Source organism: Nitrobacter winogradskyi (assembly GCF_006539545.1).
In the GTDB taxonomy this organism is placed as follows: Bacteria; Pseudomonadota; Alphaproteobacteria; order Rhizobiales; family Xanthobacteraceae; genus Nitrobacter; species Nitrobacter winogradskyi_A.
In genome coordinates this window covers 1-20,077 of sequence record NZ_BJNF01000088.1, presented here as the reverse complement: position 1 = coordinate 20,077, position 20,077 = coordinate 1, and the positions used below count along the sequence as shown (strand labels likewise).

18 protein-coding genes and 1 pseudogene are annotated in these 20,077 nt (G+C 57.0%); 12 read left to right on the top strand and 7 right to left on the bottom strand.

Features of this window, described 5'->3' with window-relative positions; genetic code table 11:
- Positions 1-114: 114 nt before the first annotated feature.
- From NWI01_RS19750 to NWI01_RS15305, 7 genes are all read left to right on the top strand, one after another.
- Entirely contained in the window at positions 115-699 is a 585-nt protein-coding gene (locus tag NWI01_RS19750) for a thermonuclease family protein (protein ID WP_244613805.1), read from the top strand.
- Positions 700-803: 104 nt separating this feature from the next.
- A complete protein-coding gene (locus NWI01_RS19400) occupies positions 804-3,149 on the top strand; it encodes a hypothetical protein (RefSeq protein ID WP_210242979.1) in 2,346 nt (781 codons plus the stop codon).
- 833 nt (positions 3,150-3,982) lie between these two features.
- Entirely contained in the window at positions 3,983-4,504 is a 522-nt protein-coding gene (tnpA, locus tag NWI01_RS20115; RefSeq protein ID WP_083780429.1) for an IS66 family insertion sequence element accessory protein TnpA, read from the top strand.
- Positions 4,501-4,860 carry an IS66 family insertion sequence element accessory protein TnpB gene (tnpB, locus tag NWI01_RS15320; RefSeq protein WP_009798194.1) on the top strand — a complete coding sequence of 120 codons (360 nt, stop codon included), beginning with the start codon at positions 4,501-4,503 and terminating at the stop codon, positions 4,858-4,860. Before tnpA ends, tnpB begins: the two co-directional genes overlap by 4 nt.
- A gap of 71 nt (positions 4,861-4,931) precedes the next feature.
- Positions 4,932-6,473: an IS66 family transposase gene (tnpC, locus tag NWI01_RS15315; RefSeq protein WP_009800280.1), complete on the top strand. Its 1,542-nt coding sequence runs from the start codon at positions 4,932-4,934 to the stop codon at positions 6,471-6,473.
- A 472-nt stretch (positions 6,474-6,945) separates the two neighbouring features.
- Positions 6,946-7,407, top strand: a complete 462-nt coding sequence (locus NWI01_RS15310) for a YidB family protein (protein ID WP_141384845.1) — start codon at positions 6,946-6,948, stop codon at positions 7,405-7,407.
- Positions 7,408-7,415: 8 nt separating this feature from the next.
- On the top strand, positions 7,416-7,676 hold the full coding sequence (locus NWI01_RS15305) for a GlsB/YeaQ/YmgE family stress response membrane protein (RefSeq protein ID WP_141384844.1): 261 nt from the start codon (positions 7,416-7,418) through the stop codon (positions 7,674-7,676).
- A 439-nt stretch (positions 7,677-8,115) separates the two neighbouring features.
- Here the strand turns inward: NWI01_RS15305 and NWI01_RS15300 are convergent, their stop codons facing one another.
- Together NWI01_RS15300 and NWI01_RS15295 are read right to left on the bottom strand one after the other, a co-directional pair.
- On the bottom strand, positions 8,116-8,961 hold the full coding sequence (locus tag NWI01_RS15300; RefSeq protein ID WP_244613804.1) for an ImmA/IrrE family metallo-endopeptidase: 846 nt from the start codon (positions 8,959-8,961) through the stop codon (positions 8,116-8,118).
- A gap of 17 nt (positions 8,962-8,978) precedes the next feature.
- The gene (locus NWI01_RS15295) at positions 8,979-9,308 is read right to left on the bottom strand and encodes a helix-turn-helix domain-containing protein (protein WP_141384842.1); all 330 of its coding nucleotides are present in this window, start codon (positions 9,306-9,308) and stop codon (positions 8,979-8,981) included.
- A gap of 116 nt (positions 9,309-9,424) precedes the next feature.
- Between NWI01_RS15295 and NWI01_RS15290 the strand changes: the two genes are divergently transcribed.
- On the top strand, positions 9,425-10,723 hold the full coding sequence (locus NWI01_RS15290; RefSeq protein WP_141384841.1) for a site-specific DNA-methyltransferase: 1,299 nt from the start codon (positions 9,425-9,427) through the stop codon (positions 10,721-10,723).
- A complete protein-coding gene (locus NWI01_RS15285; protein WP_141384840.1) occupies positions 10,720-11,436 on the top strand; it encodes a DUF5681 domain-containing protein in 717 nt (238 codons plus the stop codon). The genes NWI01_RS15290 and NWI01_RS15285 overlap by 4 nt, the downstream gene beginning before the upstream one ends.
- A gap of 854 nt (positions 11,437-12,290) precedes the next feature.
- Here NWI01_RS15285 and NWI01_RS15280 read toward each other — a convergent pair.
- From NWI01_RS15280 to NWI01_RS15270, 3 genes and pseudogenes are all read right to left on the bottom strand, one after another.
- A pseudogene (locus tag NWI01_RS15280) lies at positions 12,291-12,742 on the bottom strand (TolC family protein); the annotation flags it as partial.
- A gap of 53 nt (positions 12,743-12,795) precedes the next feature.
- A complete protein-coding gene (gene groL / locus NWI01_RS15275) occupies positions 12,796-14,436 on the bottom strand; it encodes a chaperonin GroEL (protein WP_141384839.1) in 1,641 nt (546 codons plus the stop codon).
- 135 nt (positions 14,437-14,571) lie between these two features.
- Entirely contained in the window at positions 14,572-14,889 is a 318-nt protein-coding gene (locus NWI01_RS15270; RefSeq protein ID WP_141384838.1) for a co-chaperone GroES, read from the bottom strand.
- Between the two features lie 347 nt (positions 14,890-15,236).
- On the opposite strand from NWI01_RS15270, the gene NWI01_RS15265 reads away from it, so the two are divergent.
- Together NWI01_RS15265 and NWI01_RS15260 are read left to right on the top strand one after the other, a co-directional pair.
- A complete protein-coding gene (locus NWI01_RS15265) occupies positions 15,237-15,416 on the top strand; it encodes a hypothetical protein (RefSeq protein ID WP_141384837.1) in 180 nt (59 codons plus the stop codon).
- 92 nt (positions 15,417-15,508) lie between these two features.
- Positions 15,509-15,721: a hypothetical protein gene (locus NWI01_RS15260; protein WP_079445952.1), complete on the top strand. Its 213-nt coding sequence runs from the start codon at positions 15,509-15,511 to the stop codon at positions 15,719-15,721.
- A gap of 539 nt (positions 15,722-16,260) precedes the next feature.
- Here NWI01_RS15260 and NWI01_RS15255 read toward each other — a convergent pair.
- Positions 16,261-16,449, bottom strand: coding sequence for a hypothetical protein (locus tag NWI01_RS15255; RefSeq protein WP_141384836.1), 189 nt, complete (start codon positions 16,447-16,449; stop codon positions 16,261-16,263).
- Positions 16,450-18,331: 1,882 nt separating this feature from the next.
- Positions 18,332-18,583, bottom strand: a complete 252-nt coding sequence (locus tag NWI01_RS19395; protein WP_244613803.1) for a hypothetical protein — start codon at positions 18,581-18,583, stop codon at positions 18,332-18,334.
- Between the two features lie 936 nt (positions 18,584-19,519).
- Between NWI01_RS19395 and NWI01_RS15245 the strand changes: the two genes are divergently transcribed.
- Positions 19,520-19,804 (top strand): hypothetical protein, encoded by a 285-nt coding sequence (locus NWI01_RS15245; RefSeq protein WP_141384861.1) that lies wholly within the window; start codon positions 19,520-19,522, stop codon positions 19,802-19,804.
- Positions 19,805-20,077 lie beyond the last annotated feature (273 nt).

Genomic DNA, 20,077 nt, shown 5'->3' with positions numbered 1-20,077 from the left:
AGCGAGCAAGCAGAACCCCATTCTCACGCCCCAGGCGCAAGTCATGCTGGCGATCCGCGACGGTAAGTGGAAAGCCATGGATCATGCGAAGTGAACTCAGGACTTAAGCGGCTTTTGATCGCAGCGATTGTCACGCTCGCCTTCTCGCCTGCGCTCGCGGAAACAATCACCGGTCAAGCATCCGTCATTGACGGCGATACACTCGAAATTCACGGGCAGCGCATTCGTCTATCAGGCGTGGACGCGCCCGAGTCTGATCAGCTTTGTCGTGGCGACGATAGCCTGCAATATCGCTGCGGTGCGAAGGCTGCGAACGAGCTAGCTCGCTTCAATGCTGGTAGGTCGGTTAGCTGCAAGGGCGTGGACGTTGACCGATATAAGCGGGTTGTCGCTGTCTGCTCTGTCGGCGGCGTTAATCTTGGGAAGTGTCATTACCGCACGCCATTCGTCGGGCGGCCATATGACTCGCAGCCTAGAAAAGCTCCCATGGCTAGCTACGAACATGCCCTCTTGCTGGAGGCGCGCGCCCGGTGGCCATTAAACCCTTTGATCGGTGTCTGCCAAGGCAAGGTCGGGAGCGGTTACAGAAAGCCAAATTATTTCAGAAATTTACTCGCATTTTGCCGCGAATCATTACGGGCTTGCTTCTTGTCAAGAAAAACTTTAAAGAAGTATCTTCTTGGTGACCGCTATGATTGAATATCGAGCGAAGAGCCCCTGCGAGAAGTCGCCGGGGCTTTAATTTTTTCGGAAGCCATGTTCCAGTCCGCTAGCTGTCTCATGACTCGCGGGAAACCACTGCTGTGACCACTCCAGCGGAAATTATTGCTCAATATGACCACCTGCTCTTTCACCACGCTAACGAGGCGGCGACACGCCTCAAAGTAATTAATGACGTGCTCTATAGTGTGCTCGGTTGGACGCATAATGATATCGCTCCCGAGGAGCGGGTCAGCGAAGATCGTTCGATCACATGGGCCGATTATGTCATCCGCACTGGAATGACAGCTGCCGTTGTAGAAGCGAAGAAAGTCGGCGTCTGCTTTGACAACGTGCCAAACACTAGGCGCGCTCAGCTCAACGGAAAGTTAGTCAAAGATGCGCTCGGCGATGCAATCATACAGGCCAGAGACTACGCGCGGAAGTTAAGCATACCGTTTGCAATCGTGACGAACGGAGATGCTTGGATCATCTTCCCGGCAACGCGCACCGACCAAGTAAAATTTCAAGATTCTTCCGCTATTATATTCCCGAGTCTTCGGTCCGCGCTGCAAGATGACTACGCTGAGTTCTACGACTTACTATCGCGAGCCTCGGTTATTAGCGGGCGTCTTGAGCATGAGCTGTTAGGACGAGTTGAGAACCAAATCGAGGCGCGGCGCCTCAATAGTTATTTTAAGGTTGGGTTCTCGAGAGTAAGCCGACACAGCTTGTTTCCCCTCATTGAAGACGCTGTCACTTCGGCATTCACGGAGGACATCGTAAACGCAGACCCTGATCTGCTGGAGAAGTGTTACGTAAACACGCCTGACCGACTGCGCTTCGACAGCCGCATCAAGATGCATGTGGCTCGGAAGGAGAGCGCGACCGCGAAGGCACCGCACCGGCCATTACACGACAAAAACCCCCAAGTCGGGTCAATAATTTCTGACGCTGCTTCACGAGCTAGGCCGCTCGCCATCTTGGTCCTAGGTCAAGTTGGCGCGGGAAAAACAACGTTTCTGGAGTATACTCACAAGATTGAGACCGCTGAAACATTTCAGCAACGAGCAGACCAGTCCTACGCCTACTGGATGCAGATCGACTTCCGTACCTTCTCGAAGGAAGAGTCGGCACACGATTATATTCTGCAGGCGCTGAAGAAATTGATTAGCGCAGACCCCTTCTTGTCTGACTATAATCGCTGCATCAAACATGCTTATGCGTCAGAGATAGAAGAGTTGTTCAAAGGTCCTCTATTTCTGATCTCAGGCGATGAGAAGGAGAAGAACGCTCGGATCAGTGCGTTGATAATGAGTGATTATGAAAAGACGCAGCCCTATGTCGAGAAGCTAGTATCTTACGCTGCTCAAAATGTCCCGGTATTTCTCGTGATCGACAATATCGATCAATTCGAGGACGAGGGGGTCCAATCCAGCATCTTTGCGGATGCCATGGCTCTCGCTCGAAAACTAAGCGTGAGTTTGATTTGCGCAATGCGTGAGACAACGTTCGTCCGGCACAGAAATACTCCGATTTTTGACGCGTTCGATTTCGACCCCGTTACTATCGATCCGCCTCAAGTCCTGTCCGTTTTGTCGAAACGTTTTTTTGTTGCTCTACATCTCCTTCAGGATAAATCAGGGCGATTTACTGCCGAGAATGGTGCAGATGTTCAAGTGGCCGACTTGCGCGTTGTCATCGATCTCGTTCAAGGTTCTGTTCTAGGAAGCGAAATCGGCACGCTCATTGATGTTCTTGCGACGGGCGATATTCGCCTGGCGCTAAGAATGACTCGCGAATTTTTGCAGTCCGGCTGGACCGTATCCGGAAAGGCGCTTCGTATTTATCAGCAGACTGGAAAATATGTAATGCCGAGACACGAGGCGCTCCGCGCGATTATGCTCGGCAATAATACGGTTTATTCCGAGGCTACCTCAGTCCTGGGTAATCCGTTCGATAGTCGCCTCGCGAAAACCGAAGCACAGTTGCTGCGACTGTTCGTACTCGCAGCCGCTGTTCAGTACAGCAGCGAATCGAATTTTCGCTATCTCGAAGGTCTCGAGATTCAAAGGGCTGTGCGTGAGGTTGGTTTTGGGGATAGCGCAACAACTCGCGTTTTGGCTGATCTCTGTAGCTTGAGGTTCATGCATACGGTCTCTCACTCGATGCCGACGTTTGAGTCAAATTATATAGTCAGTCGTCTTGGTGGCTATATTGTGAGACACTTCATGTCGAGCATGATGTTCGTCGAGAATGTTATGATGGACACGTTCATTCCGAGGGAGTCGACCTGGAATGAGTTGTATGGTCTTACAAACCAGATTTATTCAAGCCGTGACACGATTGGTCGTTTGAAGGTCAGAAAGAAGCGGGTCCAGTTCTTTATGGAAGTTATGCGAGAGCAATATGCTGCTGAGAAGCTAAAGTATTCGGCGCGGCCTGCCTAAGGAGTGGTGCACCGATCCCTTTGCTGCGGCAGCCAATCAGCTTTCAATCAATCTTGAGAAAGCAATGCATTCAGCCGAGAGGAACTACGGAGCTGACGCCAAGTAACGCTGAATACCGAGTGGAGTTGACCTCACACTAGGGCTGGGACTCAGAGGCGAAGACAACGCCAGCGATCATGCGCCGGTCTGGATCAAATTGGGGCCGTAGAGCGCATTGCGAAGCAGGTTCGCTGATGCAGGCACCGCCCGCTGGTTTATTGTGCAACGAATGGACTCGAGATGGTTGCCGCCACCCCTCGCCATGCCGCGCGCGAGATATTCTGACTACCGAGCACCCTGCCCGCACGAATCCCATGATCTGATTCTACTCTCTGCGACCTTCCACCGTAACGGATGATAGCGGACGGTAACGGATGATAGCGGACGGTAACGGATAGCAACGGATGAATACCCATACCCCGGCCCGTACCCCTGACTGGAATAGCGCCTTCCGATAAAGCCGATCTATGCTTTAAGTGATTGATTTTGTTGGTGGCGGAGGCAGTCGGATGCGAACGAGTCTCGGCGCGCATATTCCCTGCTAGCAGGGAAAATAACAGGGAATTTTGCGAAATCTCGGCGGGGATGGCCTAACAGACCAGCTATTCGCACAAGGATTCAAAGGGTTTGCGGGTCAATTCCCTGTTTTGCCGAGCAGGGAATTTGAAGGCTCGGAGCAGGGAATTTTGAGCAACGGATCAGGGAATGCGTAAGCGTCCATTTCTCGCACCCTTGTTCGATCGTTAGCGACCCCGATCTGTTCCTGTCTTCAATTTGAAGATGGAGAGAACAGCATGACGAGCGAACATCGAGGGTGGAGGCGTCAAGGCGAGGATTTTTGGCGGGCACATCACGAGGCCTGGAAGCGTAGCGACTTGAATCAACGTCAATATTGTGAAGCGCAAGGCATTCCGCTCAAGGCGTTTGGCAACTGGCGATCGTTGTTTAAAGTGGAGCCACAGCCGCCCAAGCGGAAGCTGTTGTATCGACGACGCCCCTTAAGTCCTCCCCTTAGTCCGCCGTTAAGTCCCCTCGTAAGTCCGGGGTCTTATCCCTCCTCGGCGGCAGCGGAGCCCATTGTTCCAAGACCACGTGAAGGGCATCGGCGACGGTTCAGCGAAGCCGACAAGCGTTGGATTCTTGAAGAGATGATACGGTCCGGTGCGAGCGGCAGCGAGATCTCGCGCCGCTACGGCATCGCTCCGCGCGTTCTGCGCCGATGGAAGCAGGACGTTGCCGCAGCGAAAGAGCTGGGCTTCGTCACTGTGCAGATCGCCGACGGAGCGACACCTGCGGCCGAGAGGGCCATGCCATGACGGCCTTGCTTCCTCCAAACGTAAAGGTGCACCTGGCTCTGGGCTACATCGATATGCGCAAAGGCATCGACGGTCTCGCGATGCTGGTGCAAGGCGTCCTGCACCAGGATCCATTTACCGGACATCTGTTTGTCTTCCGAGGTCGCACCAGGGCCAACCTTATCAAGATCATCTACTGGGATGGCACCGGCTTCTGCCTGTTCACAAAACGGCTCGAGCATGGTGTCTTTCTGTGGCCGCCGAGCATTGCGCCTGGCGAAACGCTGTCGTTGACCTCAGCACAGCTGTCGCTGCTGATCGAAGGTGTCGATTGGCGCGCGCCTGAGCAACGCTGGCGTCCGGCAATTGCCGGATGATCTGCGACCGATTGACTCGATGATGCAAGAAATGCGGCGAGAACGGTGCGAGTCAGTTAGATTCTTCTCGTATGAACGTCGATCTCGCCGCACTGCCCGACGACGTGGAGACGCTGCAAAAGCTGGTGCGTTCGCTTGTAGCCGAGCGCATCAGCCTCAGCAAGGCGAAGGCCGAGATCGAACGGCTCAATCTCATCATCAAGAGGCTGCAGCGCAACCAGTACGGCCGCCGGGCTGAGCGGCTCGATGACGAGCAGTTGCAACTCGGCTTCGAAGACCTCAACGCCGATCTTGCGCACGTCGAAACTAGCCTTCCGCCTCCGCCAGCCGAGAGCCGTCCCCCGAGGCCCCAAAGCGAGCGCCCGAGCCTGCCGGTGCACTTGCCCCGCGAGGATGTCAGGCTCGATGTTGAGCATCAAACCTGCCCGTGTTGCGGCGGCATACTGCACCTGATCGGCGAAACGACGAGCGAGATGCTCGACCATGTACCGGCGCGGCTGCGGGTCATCCGAATCTGCCGGCCGCGCTATGGCTGTCGGGCCTGCGGGACTATCCATCAAGCGCCAGCACCAGAGCGGCCGATCGCCAAAGGGCTGGCCTCCCCGGCTCTGCTCTCCCATGTTCTGGTCTCCAAATACTGCGATCACCTCCCGCTTTACAGGCAGAGCCAGATCTTCGCCCGGCAGGGCGTCACGTTGGACCGCTCGACCTTGGCGAACTGGATCGGCGGCGCCTGCTGGTGGCTGGAGCCCCTTCAATCCAAGCTCGCTGAACACATCTTTGCATCGCAGAAACTGTTCGCCGACGACACGCCTATCCCGGTACTCGATCCCGGCCGCGGCCGCACCAAAACTGGCCGGTTGTGGGTGTACGCCCGCGATGACCGGCCTTGGAACGGACCGGATCCGCCAGCCGCGGTCTATCTCTACAGTCCGGATCGCAAGGCTGAGCGTCCCGCTGCTCATCTGGCCAACTTCAGCGGCATCGTTCAGGTCGACGGTTATCCCGGGTTCGATCGGCTTCGCGACGGCGGCACCATCCAGCTCGCAGCTTGTTGGGCTCACGCCAGGCGGAAGTTCTACGAGGTGCAGCAGGCGACCGCCTCGCCTGTCGCGACCGAAGCGCTGCGACGCGTCGCCGAGCTTTACGTGATCGAGGCCGCCATCCGCGGCCAGACCGCGGAAGCACGGCAAAGCATGCGTCGATCAAAGTCGTTGCCTCTGGTCACGGCGATGAAAGCATGGCTCGAAATGCAACTCGCCCAAATCCCGCCGCGCGGCGGGCTCGCCGATGCCACTCGCTATGCCCTAAGCCGCTGGGATGCTCTTTGCTGCTTCCTCAATGACGGCCGCATCGAGCTCGACACCAACACCGTCGAACGCGCCATTCGTCCGGTCACGCTCGGACGAAAGAACCACCTGTTCGCCGGATCAGATGGCGGGGCTCAGCGCTGGGCCACAGTCTGCTCCCTCATCACCACGGCAAAGCTAAATGACGTCGAGCCCTTCACCTATCTCAAGGACATCCTTGAACGCATGTCGGCAGGTCATCCCATGAGCCGGCTCGATCAGCTCTTGCCATGGAACTGGCGCCCGGCAACTATCCTCAACTAAGATGACGTGTCAGGAATAGACGCTTACGCTAAAGCGTCCATTTCTCGCACACTTGTTTGATTGGTACCGGATGCGATCTGTTCTCACCTTGATTTGCAGATGAGGAAAGAACCAGATGGCGAACAGAAGCGGGCTCGTGTTCGGTACGGCGAGGCGTTTTGGCCAGCACATCACGAGGCCTGGAAGCAGAACTAATTGAGCCAGCAAGAGTATTGCGAGGCGCACGGGATTCCCCGCTCAAGGCGTCGGCAATTGGCGGGTGAGGTTCAAAGCAGAACCGCAGCCCCTCGTCCGAACTTCTCTAGGCGGCTTTCGTTCGGCGTTACTAACCGACAGCATGATCGTCGACTGGCTTCTCGGAGCCGGCTTCTCCAATGGAGAAATCCCGACGGCGAAAGAAGCATCTGACGGCTACCGCGGAACTCGGCAGGAAGTGGAACGTTAAAGGCGCAATGAGTTAGAGGAGATTTTTATGTCCCGCGGAATGCCATCGATGACCGCGCTATTGGGTTTGCTCGCCTTGGCGGGCTACCAGAACAGGGACAAGCTTGCCGACTTGCTGAAAGGTGCGACCGGCAACACCGCGCAGCCAGGCGCCGGCAACCAGCAAGGTCCCTTGGGCGGCCTGCTCGGCAATCTAGGCGGTACGCTTGCCGGGGGTGGTGGCGTTGGTGGCCTGCTGGGCGGCGGATTGGGCGAGTTGCTCGAACGCTTCAAGCAGAACGGTCAGGGAGAGGCCGCCGAGTCCTGGATAAATAAGGGCCCGAACAAGGAGCTTCCCGCGCCGCAACTGAAACAGGCGATTGGCGCGGATGTTTTAGCCGCGCTGGAACAGCAAACCGGCCTGTCGCAAGAAGAGCTGCTGGCGAGGCTTTCACGGGAACTTCCATCCGCCGTCGACCAGTATACGCCCGACGGGCGTCTTCCGAACTAGGATTTGACATGGGTATTATCTGGACGATCATTATTGGCTTCGTGGCGGGTGTGATAGCGAAGTTCATCATGCCCGGAGACAACGAGCCCTCGGGTTTCATCCTCACAACGATACTCGGCATCGTCGGCGCCTTTGTTGCGACGTTTCTAGGGCAAGCGCTCGGCTGGTATCGTCCGGGTGAGGGCGCGGGCCTGATCGGCGCGGTCGTAGGCGCGATCGTGGTCTTGTTTGCTTACAGCATGGTAGCTCGTCGCCGAGGCGCGCTCTAGGCGATACACGACCACCTCCGGGACGCTGGCGATATTCACCGATCTCTCTTGTCATCCATTGGCGCGCTGCAGCGCGGAAAGATGAAGCGTTGTCACCCACCGATTGCGTACCATGGGCATGGCCGCAATCTATTATGAGCCGCCCCGGCTTGACGGCGCGATTTTCTTTTCTCGAGAGAAACTTGAAAGGCGCCTTGCCCGGCTGCAGGAGCAGCCTGCGGGGCCCATACATGACGAAGTTCTATGAGCTGCAGCAGGCAACCGGCTCGCCCATCGCGACTGAGGGTGCAGCGCCTCACCGAACTCAACGCGATCGAAATGACCAGGCGCGCTCACACCGCCGATGCCGGACGGAGCATGCGCCAATCAGGTCGCTGCCGCTGATCGCGACAATGAAGACCGGCTCGCACCTCACTCTGCTCCAGTGCAAGCTGCCGTTTTATCGACTTAGTCCGCCGGTGAACCGTTCGAAGGTGTCATCGAAGCCCGGCCCATCGTCGTCAGACTGGCGGGCACGCAACAGCGTGATCGAGCGCCCGTTAGCCTGCCACAGGGTCTGAGCTGACAATTCGCAGGCAGGCTGGGCAGCATGGAGCCAATCATCCGGCGCGACTTCATCGAAGCTAGAGATCGTTCCTTGAACGGCCTGTCCCAGGTCGCATTGTTCGCCCGCAGTGATTGAAAGGCGTGGAAAATCCCGGCCACAGGCAGCATACACAAAACGGCTGTCTTTGCAGAAGACGGCGGCGAGATCTTCCGGATGCAACTCGACGAAACGTCGGGCAGCCGCCTCTCGGCTGATGTCGAATTCTTTTGCCATCGCCACCACGTGAGCCAAGTCCGTTGCGCCGCGCAGGAACGGCTTCAGACGGTATCGGGGGGTGAGAAGTTCGATAGCGAAGGAGTTGGCCTCGCTTTCCTGCCGCCGGTGACGGTCAGCGATCCTGTCTCCGCTGGATAGCCTCATATCCTGACGGGTACATCGGAAGCCGTCTATTGAAATTTGCTCGTGGGTCGGATTGAGAAAGTGTAAGAGTTCGTGACTTAAGCTGAATCGCCTTCGTTGCCGGTTCGATCTTGAATTCAACAGTATGCTGCCGCGGTCGCGTTCCGGCGTCGTGACCAGCGCGGCTTCAAGATTGCAAAGGGGCTGCTCGCGAACTTCATCGATATCGAGAGCCGCGGCAATCTCGTAAATGGGCACGGCCCCGTCAATCTTGGCCAATTGGTCATGGATGGCTTCCGCCAACCGTTGCGGATTTAGCCCCACGTCCTCGATGGCCATACGGTCAAGTGTGACCCTCATCCTTTCGTCCTGCGCTTAAGCAACGACTTCATCATGTCGTCAAGGATTGCGCGCTCGCCGGCATCGAGCTGCTGAGCTTGTCTGAACATTCGCTGGAGTTGCCGATCGGCATCTGATGACTCGACATCTTCCCCGACCAGAAACGCCACCGACACCCCGAAATGGTCGGCCAAGCGCGTCACCAAGGCCATAGATGGATTGTCCGCCCTGCCCTTTTCCAATTCCCAGATATGAGCCTTCGAAACTCCGACCGCCTCGGCAACATCTTGCAATGATTGGTCTTTCGATCTGCGCAGCTTTGCTACGCGCGTTGCCAAACTACTCATCTTTGCTCTCGATCTAGAAGTTTCTGTTCATCATAGCTTACGTAAGCGTGAGGGTATTGTAAAACCGGATCGTTTTATATATCTTACGATATCGTTATTGTTTGGAAGGGACTTCCATGTCGAAAGCTCAACTTGAATATCTGCCGATCGGCGTGCTTCGCCCGTGGCAGCGCAACGCACGAACCCATTCGCGGAAACAGGTTCGGCAAATCGCCGACAGCATCCGCAGGTTTGGCTTTACCAATCCGGTGCTGGTCGATCGTGAAAATTTTATTCTCGCTGGTCATGGACGGGTTGCTGCCGCTGAACTGCTTTCCATGAGCGAGGTACCCTGCATCAGACTTGAATCGATGACCGCAGCGGAGAAACGGGCCTACGTCATTGCCGACAACAAGCTGGCGCTGAATGCCGGTTGGGACGAAGAAATCCTGGCGGAAGAGCTCAAAGCGTTAAGCGAGCTCGACCTTGACTTTGATCTTACGCTGACCGGGTTTGCGGTGGCGGAAATCGACAGCCTTGTCGATGGCATGATACCGGAAGAAGCCGGAGATCCTGCCGAGGACTTATTGCCGCTCGAGGCGCCGTTGCGCTGTCATCGCGGCGATATCTGGCAATTGGGATCTCATCGGCTGATCTGTGGGGATGCTCGCGATCCCGACACCGTGGCCACCCTCATGGGTCCAGAGCAGGCCCAGATGGTTTTTACCGATCCACCCTACAATGTTCGGATCGACGGCAACGTCGGCGGCCTCGGTTCAATCCGGCATCGCGAGTTCGCGATGGCATCAGGAGAGATGTCGGAATCGGAGTTTACCAGTTTTCTCAAGGCAAGCTTCGGCAATCTCACCCGCCACTCCATCGATGGTTCGATCCATTACATTTGCATGGATTGGCGCCACATGGCGGAGATGCTGAAGGCGGGCGACGGCATCTACACCGAACTCAAAAATCTGATCGTGTGGGCCAAGGACAATGGCGGAATGGGCACATTCTACCGGTCGAGGCATGAGCTGATATTTGCCTTCAAGAATGGGACCGCCCCCCACCACAACCACTTTGAGCTCGGCCAGCACGGACGCTACCGTACCAATGTCTGGGAGTATCGCGGCGTCAATACCATGAAAGCCGGACGGCTCGACGAGCTGGCGCTGCATCCGACGGTGAAGCCAGTCGCGATGATAGCTGACGCGATTAAGGACGTCTCGTCGCGCGGCGGCATCGTCCTGGATTTGTTTGGGGGCAGCGGATCGACCCTTATTGCATCTCACAAAACAGGGCGCCGAGCCTGCGTCTGCGAATACGATCCGATTTATTGTGATCGGATTATCCAGCGCTGGGAGACCTACGCTAAAGACGAAGCCGAACAGGTCGCTTGCGGGATCCGACCCGACCGCAACCGGCGGGCAGCAGCATGAGCGGGCCCGACAAACCGCCGGCCCGAGCGAACCTGCCCTCGAAACGGGCCCACTATGAGGTCGGCTACGCCAAGCCTCCGCTTTCGACCCGTTTCCGGCGTGGACAATCCGGCAACCCGTCTGGTCGCCGCAAAGGGTCGATCAAAAAGAACGCCGCCCTCCCCGCTCTCAATGACGAACGTCTGAAGACCATCATCCTGGAGGAGGCCTACCGTTCGATCAGCATCAACGATCCGAACGGTCAGGTCGACATCCCGATGGCCCAGGCCGTGGTACGCTCGCTCGCCGTCAATGCCGCCAAAGGTAATCAACGTGCGCAGCGACTGTTCACCGAATTGCTCACCTCGGTCGAGCGCGACAACAAGAAGCTGCACGATGAATGGTTGCGGACCGCAATCAACTACAAGGTCGAATGGGATGAGGAGCTCGCGCGGCGCAAGAAATTTGGCATTGAGGCTCCACCTCCGCTTCCCCATCCCGATGATATCATCATCGATATGAACACCGGCTCGGTCCGCATCAAAGGACCGATGACCAAAGAAGATAAAGTCAGATGGGATCAACTGCGGGATCTGAAGGTCTCGATAAAGGAGAATATAAAAGAGATGACGGTGCTTCTCGACACACGGCCGGAAGACAGAGACCAGATAACAGACGAGATCAAGCACTCCCAACGCGTTCTCAAAATGATATCGGCCGTCATCGAAGATTGATATTGTGTCGCTGATTGAGCGGCCGGTATGCATGGGGTTATTCGCTCCGATTTGGGAATCAGTCTGCATGATGGGGAAAGTGGTATGAGCTGAGCGAGGGCGGCGAGGACGGCACCGTTGCGGCCAGACAAGGCCGGCGATCCCGGGCGGACGAGAGTTTGGACAATCGGCCGTTCGAAAACGGTTGTCTGTGGGTGGTGGGAAGCCCGTCGCCCGCCGGCCGACGATCTTCCCGCAGCTTGGCCTTGACACGAAGCTTCGGTGCTTTTTCTCGATTGCAGCCTTAACTCGCGATAGATCCGTGGGATCTTATCCGTAATGCGAGCCTTTACGGCGCAGCAAAACATGAATTCTCAGAGAGGTCGCAGCGATGATGCTGCACGATCCCGCAAAATTGGATCGCCATCAGCGATGGCTCGCAAGCGCACCGACGCCGTTCGTCGACCAATACCACCAAGCCAGCGACAAATGGCTACCGCGTCTGGTTCGATGCCTGCCTAATTGTATAGCTTGTGCGCGCAGAACCCCTCGAACGCATCCAGTTCGAACGGCAACGGTGCCAAGATGGGGAACCCCGAGTATCCTCGGCGCGACGTTTACATTCCGCCTCGGAAGAACCCGTAATACAGCGCGACTGGAACGGCAAGCACAATCCACGACACGCCGTCCCAGATGCCATCGCCAAGTAGCGCAGACAGCAATCCGATGGTACTCAGGACGGCAATGATCGCCGGCCATGCAAAAATCTGGCGGAGAGCCCGATGTCGGGGACGTGCCGGCATCATGGCGACAGCATCCTTGGAGCCACCGCGAAAGCCGGTGAATACTTCACAGGTCGTCGGCGGTCCATTGTCTTGCATTTGCGAAAAGCGAGGCTGCATCTCTTTCTCTTCGGCGATGATCTTGCGCAGCGGCAACACCTCATGCTGATACTGCGCGGCGATGTCGTAAGTCGAGCGGTACGACCGATACGCATCGCGCGCCTCCGACCGCACGTTGACGGCCTTCTCCGTGAGGCGGTTGAACGCGGCGGCGTATATGGCGTCCGACTTACGCACGCGAGTCTCGCCGCCGTCCCAGACTGGAATGTGGAATTGCACATCGAAGCCGCGCTCGCGGAACAGCGCCCCTCCGGATCACGCGTCCGCCGGTCGATGCCAGCGACGTCGAGCAGCGTGACGAACCGCGTCGCCGTCGTGAGATCAAGCGACTTCGCGAGCACCGCGACTTCCATGCGCGCGATCTGCAGGTCAAGCCGATGAGCGACCGCGTCGACCTCGACGAAGGGCTGCGTCAGCGCAGCAGGCCCGGCGGCGATGCCGGGCCTTTGTCTTTCTTTTGCGCTCTGAACGGCTGGACTTAGAAATCCATACCTCCCATGCCGCCGCCCGGGGGTATCCCGCCGGCGCCTGCGTTCTTCTTCGGCACTTCGGCCACCATGGCTTCGGTGGTGATCAGTAGGGCCGCGACGGACGCTGCGTTCTGGATTGCCACACGAACCACCTTAGTCGGGTCGATAATGCCCTTGGAGATCAGGTTGCCGTATTCGCCAGTCTGCGAGTCGAAGCCATATGAATATTGCTCCTTCTCGAGGATCTTACCGACGATGATGCTGCCGTCTTCGCCCGCATTAATTGCGATCTGGCGGGCGGGCGCGGAAAGCGCCTTGCGCACAATCTCGACGCCGGTCTTCTGGTCATCGTTCTGCGTCTTAATGCGCTTGAGCTGCTCGGACGCACGGAGCAGGGCGACGCCGCCGCCCGGCACGATGCCTTCCTCGACCGCCGCGCGGGTCGCATGCATCGCATCATCCACGCGGTCCTTGCGTTCCTTCACCTCGACCTCGGTCGCGCCGCCGACGCGGATCACCGCGACGCCGCCCGCGAGCTTGGCGAGCCGCTCCTGCAGCTTATCGCGGTCGTAGTCCGAGGTGGTTTCCTCGATCTGCGCCTTGATCTGGTTCACGCGCGCCTCGATGTCGGCCTTCTTGCCGGAGCCGTTGACGATCGTGGTGTTCTCCTTGTCGATCATCACCTTCTTGGCGCGGCCGAGCATCTGCAGCGTGACATTCTCGAGCTTGATGCCGAGGTCTTCGCTGACAGCCTGACCGCCGGTCAGGACGGCGATGTCCTGCAGCATGGCTTTGCGACGATCGCCGAAGCCCGGCGCCTTGACGGCTGCGACCTTGAGGCCGCCACGAAGCCGGTTGACCACGAGCGTGGCAAGCGCCTCGCCTTCGACGTCTTCGGCAATAATCACAAGCGGTTTGCCGCTCTGCACCACGGCTTCCAACAACGGAAGCAATTCGTTCAACTGAGATAACTTCTTTTCGTTGATGAGGACGTAGGCATCTTCCATTTCAACGCGCATCTTGTCGGCGTTGGTGACGAAGTAGGGCGAGATGTAGCCGCGGTCGAACTGCATGCCCTCGACGACCTCGAGTTCGGTCTCGAGCGACTTGGCTTCCTCAACCGTGATGACGCCCTCGTTGCCAACCTTCTTCATGGCGTCGGCAAGGAACTTACCGATTTCCGTGTCGCCATTGGATGAAATGGTACCGACCTGGGCGATTTCCTCGTTCGAGGTGACCTTCTTGGAGTTCTTGACGAGGTCGGCGACCACGGCTTCCACCGCGAGGTCGATCCCGCGCTTCAGGTCCATCGGGTTCATGCCGGCGGCGACCGACTTGGCGCCCTCCTTCACAACCGCAGCCGCCAGAACCGTCGCGGTGGTGGTGCCGTCGCCGGCAGCATCCGCGGACTTGGAAGCGACTTCGCGCACCATCTGCGCGCCCATGTTCTCGAACTTGTCCTCAAGCTCGATTTCCTTGGCGACGGTGACGCCGTCCTTGGTGATGCGCGGCGCACCATAGGGCTTGTCGAGCACGACGTTGCGGCCCTTCGGACCAAGCGTGACCTTCACCGCGTTGTTGAGAATCTCGACGCCGCGCAGCATGCGGTCGCGAGCATCGACGCCGAATTTGACTTCTTTGGCTGACATAATGATCTCCGTTTTCGTCAGATCCCAAAGACCGCGCGATTGGACGGTTTCTTGAGAAATGAGATTTGGATTGCGAGCCTTATCCTTCGAGACTCCGGCTGCGCCGACTCCTCAGGATTAGGAAAACTGGTCGCGCTACGCGACTTTCTTCTTGGCGGCGGGCAGATCGGTGAGAACGCCCATAATGTCGCTTTCCTTCATGATCAGGAGATCCTGACCATTGAGCTTGACCTCGGTGCCGGACCATTTGCCGAACAGCACGCGATCGCCGACCTTGAGATCGATCGGGATCAGGTTGCCTGCCTCGTCACGGCCACCAGGCCCGACGGCAGTGATTTCGCCCTGATAGGGCTTTTCCTTGACCGTATCCGGAATGATGATGCCGCCAGCGGTTTTGTCTTCGGCGTCGATACGCTTGACCACGACGCGATCGTGAAGCGGACGGAAGTTCATGCGATCCTACTTTGCTGTTTGTGATTATTTCTGGAATTGGCAGTCGTAGTGCACGAGTGCCAGCCGCTTCTGACATAAGCCCGGAACGCTAGCGCACAAGATCTGCGACCGCGATATTTCCGGCTTCCGGCGCCGACCGCATGCATGTGCCAGCGGGGACGGAGATCACATCGCCATTGCGAACCGGGCGCCATTGCACCTTATCGGCAATGGAGATGTCTTCGATCGAGGTACGCAACATCGCTGATGACGGCGGATTTCAAACCAACGACAGCCCGCGCGCCGGCTTCGAAAATATCAGGGCTGCCCTCTTACGGTTCGGCAGAAGGGCTGATGGGAGCATGAGGATGAGCGATGATGACGATGCCGAGAAGCAGACACAGGAGATACTCGCGCGCTTCAGCGACGGGCCCGAAAGCACCGACGTGAAGGTGCCGCAGGTCAAGGATACCCTGGAGGCATTCCTGGAAAGCGCGTCCGGCAGGCGCGAGGAGCGGCAGCTGATCGTGCTCGACAAGCTCCCCTGATCGACGCTTCGTTCAAGGACTTTCGGAGCAGGCGGAGCTAGCTATGTGGGCGCGCGGTCACCATATCAGATAGGCCTCAGAGGACCATATAGATGGATGACATAGAAGTTCGGGTGACGGAAATCGTCGCGCAGTACGGCGACCTGACGCAGGGCTCGGAGTCGCGGGCAAACGAGTTCAAGAAGACCGTTCAGGACTTCATAGAACACGGCCCCGGCATGCCCGAACAGCGGCGCCAGGCATTGCTCAGGCATATGAAGGGCTGGGACCGCAAGTATAGAGACTTCCTGATTAGCCCAAACTGAACGTTAGGGTGGAATAGCGAAGCTTGCGCGGCTCGAGGCGTGGTAGACGTCACATATATGCCTCTGTTTGAAACAATGACGATTGCGCGTGTGCATTTTACCGATGTGGTAGAATTCATCTGCGCCATTGTTGGCGGAGACATACCGAATACGAGCCGTTCTGCGAATGCGGGGCAGCTTAATTGTTTATGTGCCAATTCCGCCTTCCCAGGCTATCCGCTCCGTCCAACGGATGTAAACCACACAGCGCGTAAACTGATAGCGGCTCGTTGAAAACTGAATAGGGATAAGAACAATCAACATCCAATGGAAGAAAACTACGGATCCGATCTCAGCGGTGCTCTCGAAGCGGTGCGTGACGCATAATAAGAGGCACCCGAAGAACGGCCGCTATCTAAACATGTCCGACAACGACTTTGCTCGCTTTGCCGACGGTGCCACCACCGCTACCATTGGCTCAATGGCGTACGGCAAAACATGCAACGGCAATCGGTGAGATTTATCGAGGATAGGTATCAGAGATAAAAGTGGGCTCGTGGTCAATCTGAAGATTCGTGCGCATCGGGATTGGATCGTTCTTGCTCGCGCAGCTCCTCGTCGGCCTGAGCATAGAACTCTTCGCCTTCACGACTGCCGGCCTCTTCCCATAGTTCATTGGCGCGGAAGATGATCTGGGCGTTGTGTGGGGCGTCTATGGGGCTTCCTGCTTTCTGCAACGGGCGGCGCACGGTCCCGCGGGACTCTTGGGGGCAAAAGGTGCGGGCCGTGCGGGGTCCTAGGGGATAGGGCCCCTCGACTTGATATGTAGGTCCGTTCCTTTTTTGTGAGTGCCTTAGACCAAACATTGCACAGCAAGTCTCGCAGAAGTGATCGCGCGGTTCTCCCAAGTATCCGCGGGTGCACTCCAGTTCGTCGCGAGCCTACTTCGGGGAGAGCATGATGCTTTGCGATCACCCCTGTTCAGGTTTTCTTCGGGGGCTTTGATGTCGGCTTTGTTGAGCAGGATGCTGGCTGGGTCCGTCAGCTCTCCCGAAAGCATGCGAGTGGCGTCTATCTCCAGACGGAGGACCTCGCATTTCTTGCACATCGCTCGCCCCACTTTAGGCGGGAGGAGCGCTGCTCTCAGTCATCGATGGGTGCCGAGTGACTGGAGCGATGATGACGGCTCACGGCAGCGCCTACGCGGCGTTCCGACATCAGGCAGCAGGCAACATGCCGCGGAACGCAGCGAAGCGCTTCATGCCGGCCAATACTCACTCAACTGGCAAATCCAGCACGCCGCTCGAATGTTTCGCAGAGCGCGAAGATAGAGAGGGAGTTGCGGTCGGAGCTAGGCGGGACATGCTGAGATTCTCGAATTGGCCATCGAGGACGTAACCGCTCGCGAATCGGAGAGAGCCGCGGCTACAATCAAGGCGGCCGAGCGCCGAGGCATTTTCTGATTAGCGAAGCGCTTCCGGCGCTGCGCGCTCGTCGGGATAAAACTTTGACACGGCGGCGAGTCCGTTTCTCTAAGACGTAAGTCTTCAAGAGGGTTTGCGCGCGCCGCCCTCATTAGGTGCAAACCGTGGTCATCGCCGTTTGCCGTAGAAAAACAATATCGGCCAGATAAACGCGTAGGTACACGCGGAACGCACATAGTCTTTAAGCGATGGTGGGCCTGCGGATGATCTGCGAGAATATCTATCTTCCAAAACCAGCCCTATGACCGCGCCGATGGCGAGATAAACGGCGCCTAGAGTGATCCACAGCATCATATCACTCATCTTTCTTTCTACTGGCGCCTCGGAGGCGCGGCCAGAACCTCGGCATTCTCGGGATTGATGCGAAGGAGAGATAAACTTTACCAAAGTGAGGTCGTGGACGGCGACGGTGCTACGAGTTAATCGAGAAGCATCTGCTCTTCGGATCGTTTCACCAAGGATTAAGAGGAAAGTCCGCATGCTTAAATGTTGAGAACTATTACAAGTACCACCGCATCCTCAGCCGGTGCGATCGAAGGCGCGTTCGCGGAATACAACATTCCTGAACTGGAGTCGTAATTCGCGCTGGCAACAGCACAGAACAACGGGCAGTGATGCTGACATCCTTTCTGCCGACGATGACGCAACGAAAGCGTCTGGCTCACGATTGCGTTGCTGCCGCCGTAGTCGAATTGAATCGCGGCGAGCGGAGGCGCGAGCTACGGAGCGCAAGGCTGCGATTAATGGCGAGTACGCCGCCGCGCGCGCCAAGGTGGAAGTCGCGGTCGAACGCATAAAAAAGAATATCCGGCTTGGGCCGCAAGGATTTTTGGAGTTGTGTGAACTCTCGACCTCCCGATGATGCAACTATGGCGTGGAACAAACGTTGCTTTGCAGACGATACTGAAGGCTTGCCTGTCGTTGACATGGTTGCAACGCCTTGAACTTCATAATCGCTGGATGGCGATCCGTCTGCTTCCTGTCGGCGGGTTCGAAGAGCACGCGATCGATTTTGAGGAAATTGCTCCATCACGCGCGTTACGGCTGACCGCTCGAATGGCGGACATCACACCACGGACCACAACGCACCTGCGAACGCCAGCCGGATTGTATGGTCTCCAGTGGATGAGCGTGACTACTTGCTGGATTAACGCATCGCATCGACTTTGGTGCGGACTCTAGTTTCGGCGTTGTATACTTCTACGCGAAGTATTGGAAATCTTACCAGTAGCTCAGCACCAGCCGCCTTAGCGACTTCCTCATCGGCAAAGTTAGCCTTCAGCTTTCCGTCCACGACCATTGCAAAACCTGCGGTCGGGATGATATCCGCGCGTTGAGTGTTCCGAGGCCGACGTTCCTCAGGCTGGGTTTCCTCCTGCTTATCTTTCAAAGGTTTCACGGCTGCCTGTTTTTGTGGGTCAATTGTATGTGGTGATGACGCCCAGCAAAAACAACCGCGACCGACCGGGGATCAGCTCGTCGAACCTTCAACTTCCTTACCGGACGCAATCCAATTCGGCGTTTCGTTCATTGGCTCATGTACCAAATGGCGATCCCGACAAAAATGGTGACGATCACGCCGACGCCGTAGCGCACCCACTTTGGTATCGAGTCCCACATCCAGCACCGCCGTTCATTTGCAGCGAATAGCCCATACTTATCGATTTCCGCCGAAACGCGCCAGATGCACCGCGTGTCTGCAAAGCTGACCGGCGACACCCCCCGTGCTCGCGCCGATTGATTGGGTGGCTCGGCGGCTGGAGCGGCAAGTAACCGGCCTGTCGCGGACAGCGGGAGCGTATGGTGGAGAAAGCGAGGGAGGGCGGCGCAATGGGAACATGGCGCCGCAGCAATTAGGCGAACTTGGCCGGCGTTCCAACCGAGCAAGTTCGCCCACAAACATCATAGTTGCGGCCCCGACGCCAGGCATCGAACGCGGTCGCGGCTATTGCCGTGCAGGACTTTCCTGTGATCGCGTCGCAAGCGGTTTGCAAGAACGAAATTTCTTATTATCGCGCAACTCCCATTGCGATCACGCGCTCATACCCCCACTTTCCTAAAGAGCGTCCAGAAATTTAGTCTTACAGAAGTCAACCCCACAGTTCACGACAATATGGGTGAGTGGGAGGTTGGTGGGAGGTTGTTATGTCGCTTCAGACACCATCCCGCGTCCGGGACTGGCTTGTTCCGCCGATTGTTATTCCTCTGTTCTTTGGCCTCGTCATTCTGGGCTCTGTCATTTGGCGTTGGTAATTTTAGATCGAATGTCGTGATCGAGATCTGCGCGGTTATCTCCGTCGGAGCTTCGAGCACCAACGTGACCGGAGAGCGTTTTATGACCGTCAGATCCCGTAGAGACTCCGTCGTTTTCAAACATAGCTTCTGCATCGAAGGCATCGATCGGCTGTTTCCGCCCGGTACCTACGAGGTTGTAACCGACGAGGAGGAAATCCAAGGTTTGTCGTTCCTGGCGTTCCGCCGGATAGCAACGTCCTTCAGAGCGACCGATTCGCGCAGAGCGCGTTTAACGATCGAGTCGTTCGATATTGATCCAGATGATCTGAAAGAAGCGTTGCGAATAGACGCTGTAGTCGAGCTAGGCGATGGCTTGTCCGGCTAACCGGACGGTCCTAAACGGCTGAGAATTTACCGGAGTTGTTTGATCATGAATCGCGATAATGAAGTTCGCCCAGGCGGTGTGCCCCCAGTCAGGAACGCACCAGATATCGAGAACCTTTTAACGGTCCATGATTTAGCTGCGGAGCTAAGCCAGTGGAATGGTGATGACCAAGTGGTATTCCGATCGACCTCAGATGGCAGTGCGCTGCGTTTCTATTGTTTTCGATCACCCGAGGCCGGAATCCTTGAGATAAACCTCAACGACTAGCATCAT

Excerpts from the sequence above, each read along its gene's own strand:
- tnpB (WP_009798194.1), top strand. The coding sequence starts at position 4,501 with ATGACGGCCTTGCTTCCTCCAAACGTAAAGGTGCACCTGGCTCTGGGC.
- NWI01_RS15270 (WP_141384838.1), bottom strand. The coding sequence starts at position 14,889 with ATGAACTTCCGTCCGCTTCACGATCGCGTCGTGGTCAAGCGTATCGAC.
- NWI01_RS15290 (WP_141384841.1), top strand. The coding sequence starts at position 9,425 with ATGTCGAAAGCTCAACTTGAATATCTGCCGATCGGCGTGCTTCGCCCG.
- NWI01_RS15265 (WP_141384837.1), top strand. The coding sequence starts at position 15,237 with ATGAGCGATGATGACGATGCCGAGAAGCAGACACAGGAGATACTCGCG.
- groL (WP_141384839.1), bottom strand. The coding sequence starts at position 14,436 with ATGTCAGCCAAAGAAGTCAAATTCGGCGTCGATGCTCGCGACCGCATG.
- tnpA (WP_083780429.1), top strand. The coding sequence starts at position 3,983 with ATGACGAGCGAACATCGAGGGTGGAGGCGTCAAGGCGAGGATTTTTGG.
- NWI01_RS15260 (WP_079445952.1), top strand. The coding sequence starts at position 15,509 with ATGGATGACATAGAAGTTCGGGTGACGGAAATCGTCGCGCAGTACGGC.
- NWI01_RS15245 (WP_141384861.1), top strand. The coding sequence starts at position 19,520 with ATGACCGTCAGATCCCGTAGAGACTCCGTCGTTTTCAAACATAGCTTC.
- NWI01_RS15285 (WP_141384840.1), top strand. The coding sequence starts at position 10,720 with ATGAGCGGGCCCGACAAACCGCCGGCCCGAGCGAACCTGCCCTCGAAA.
- NWI01_RS15305 (WP_141384844.1), top strand. The coding sequence starts at position 7,416 with ATGGGTATTATCTGGACGATCATTATTGGCTTCGTGGCGGGTGTGATA.
- NWI01_RS15310 (WP_141384845.1), top strand. The coding sequence starts at position 6,946 with ATGTCCCGCGGAATGCCATCGATGACCGCGCTATTGGGTTTGCTCGCC.
- tnpC (WP_009800280.1), top strand. The coding sequence starts at position 4,932 with ATGAACGTCGATCTCGCCGCACTGCCCGACGACGTGGAGACGCTGCAA.
- NWI01_RS15300 (WP_244613804.1), bottom strand. The coding sequence starts at position 8,961 with ATGGCCATCGAGGACGTGGGGCTAAATCCGCAACGGTTGGCGGAAGCC.
- NWI01_RS15295 (WP_141384842.1), bottom strand. The coding sequence starts at position 9,308 with ATGAGTAGTTTGGCAACGCGCGTAGCAAAGCTGCGCAGATCGAAAGAC.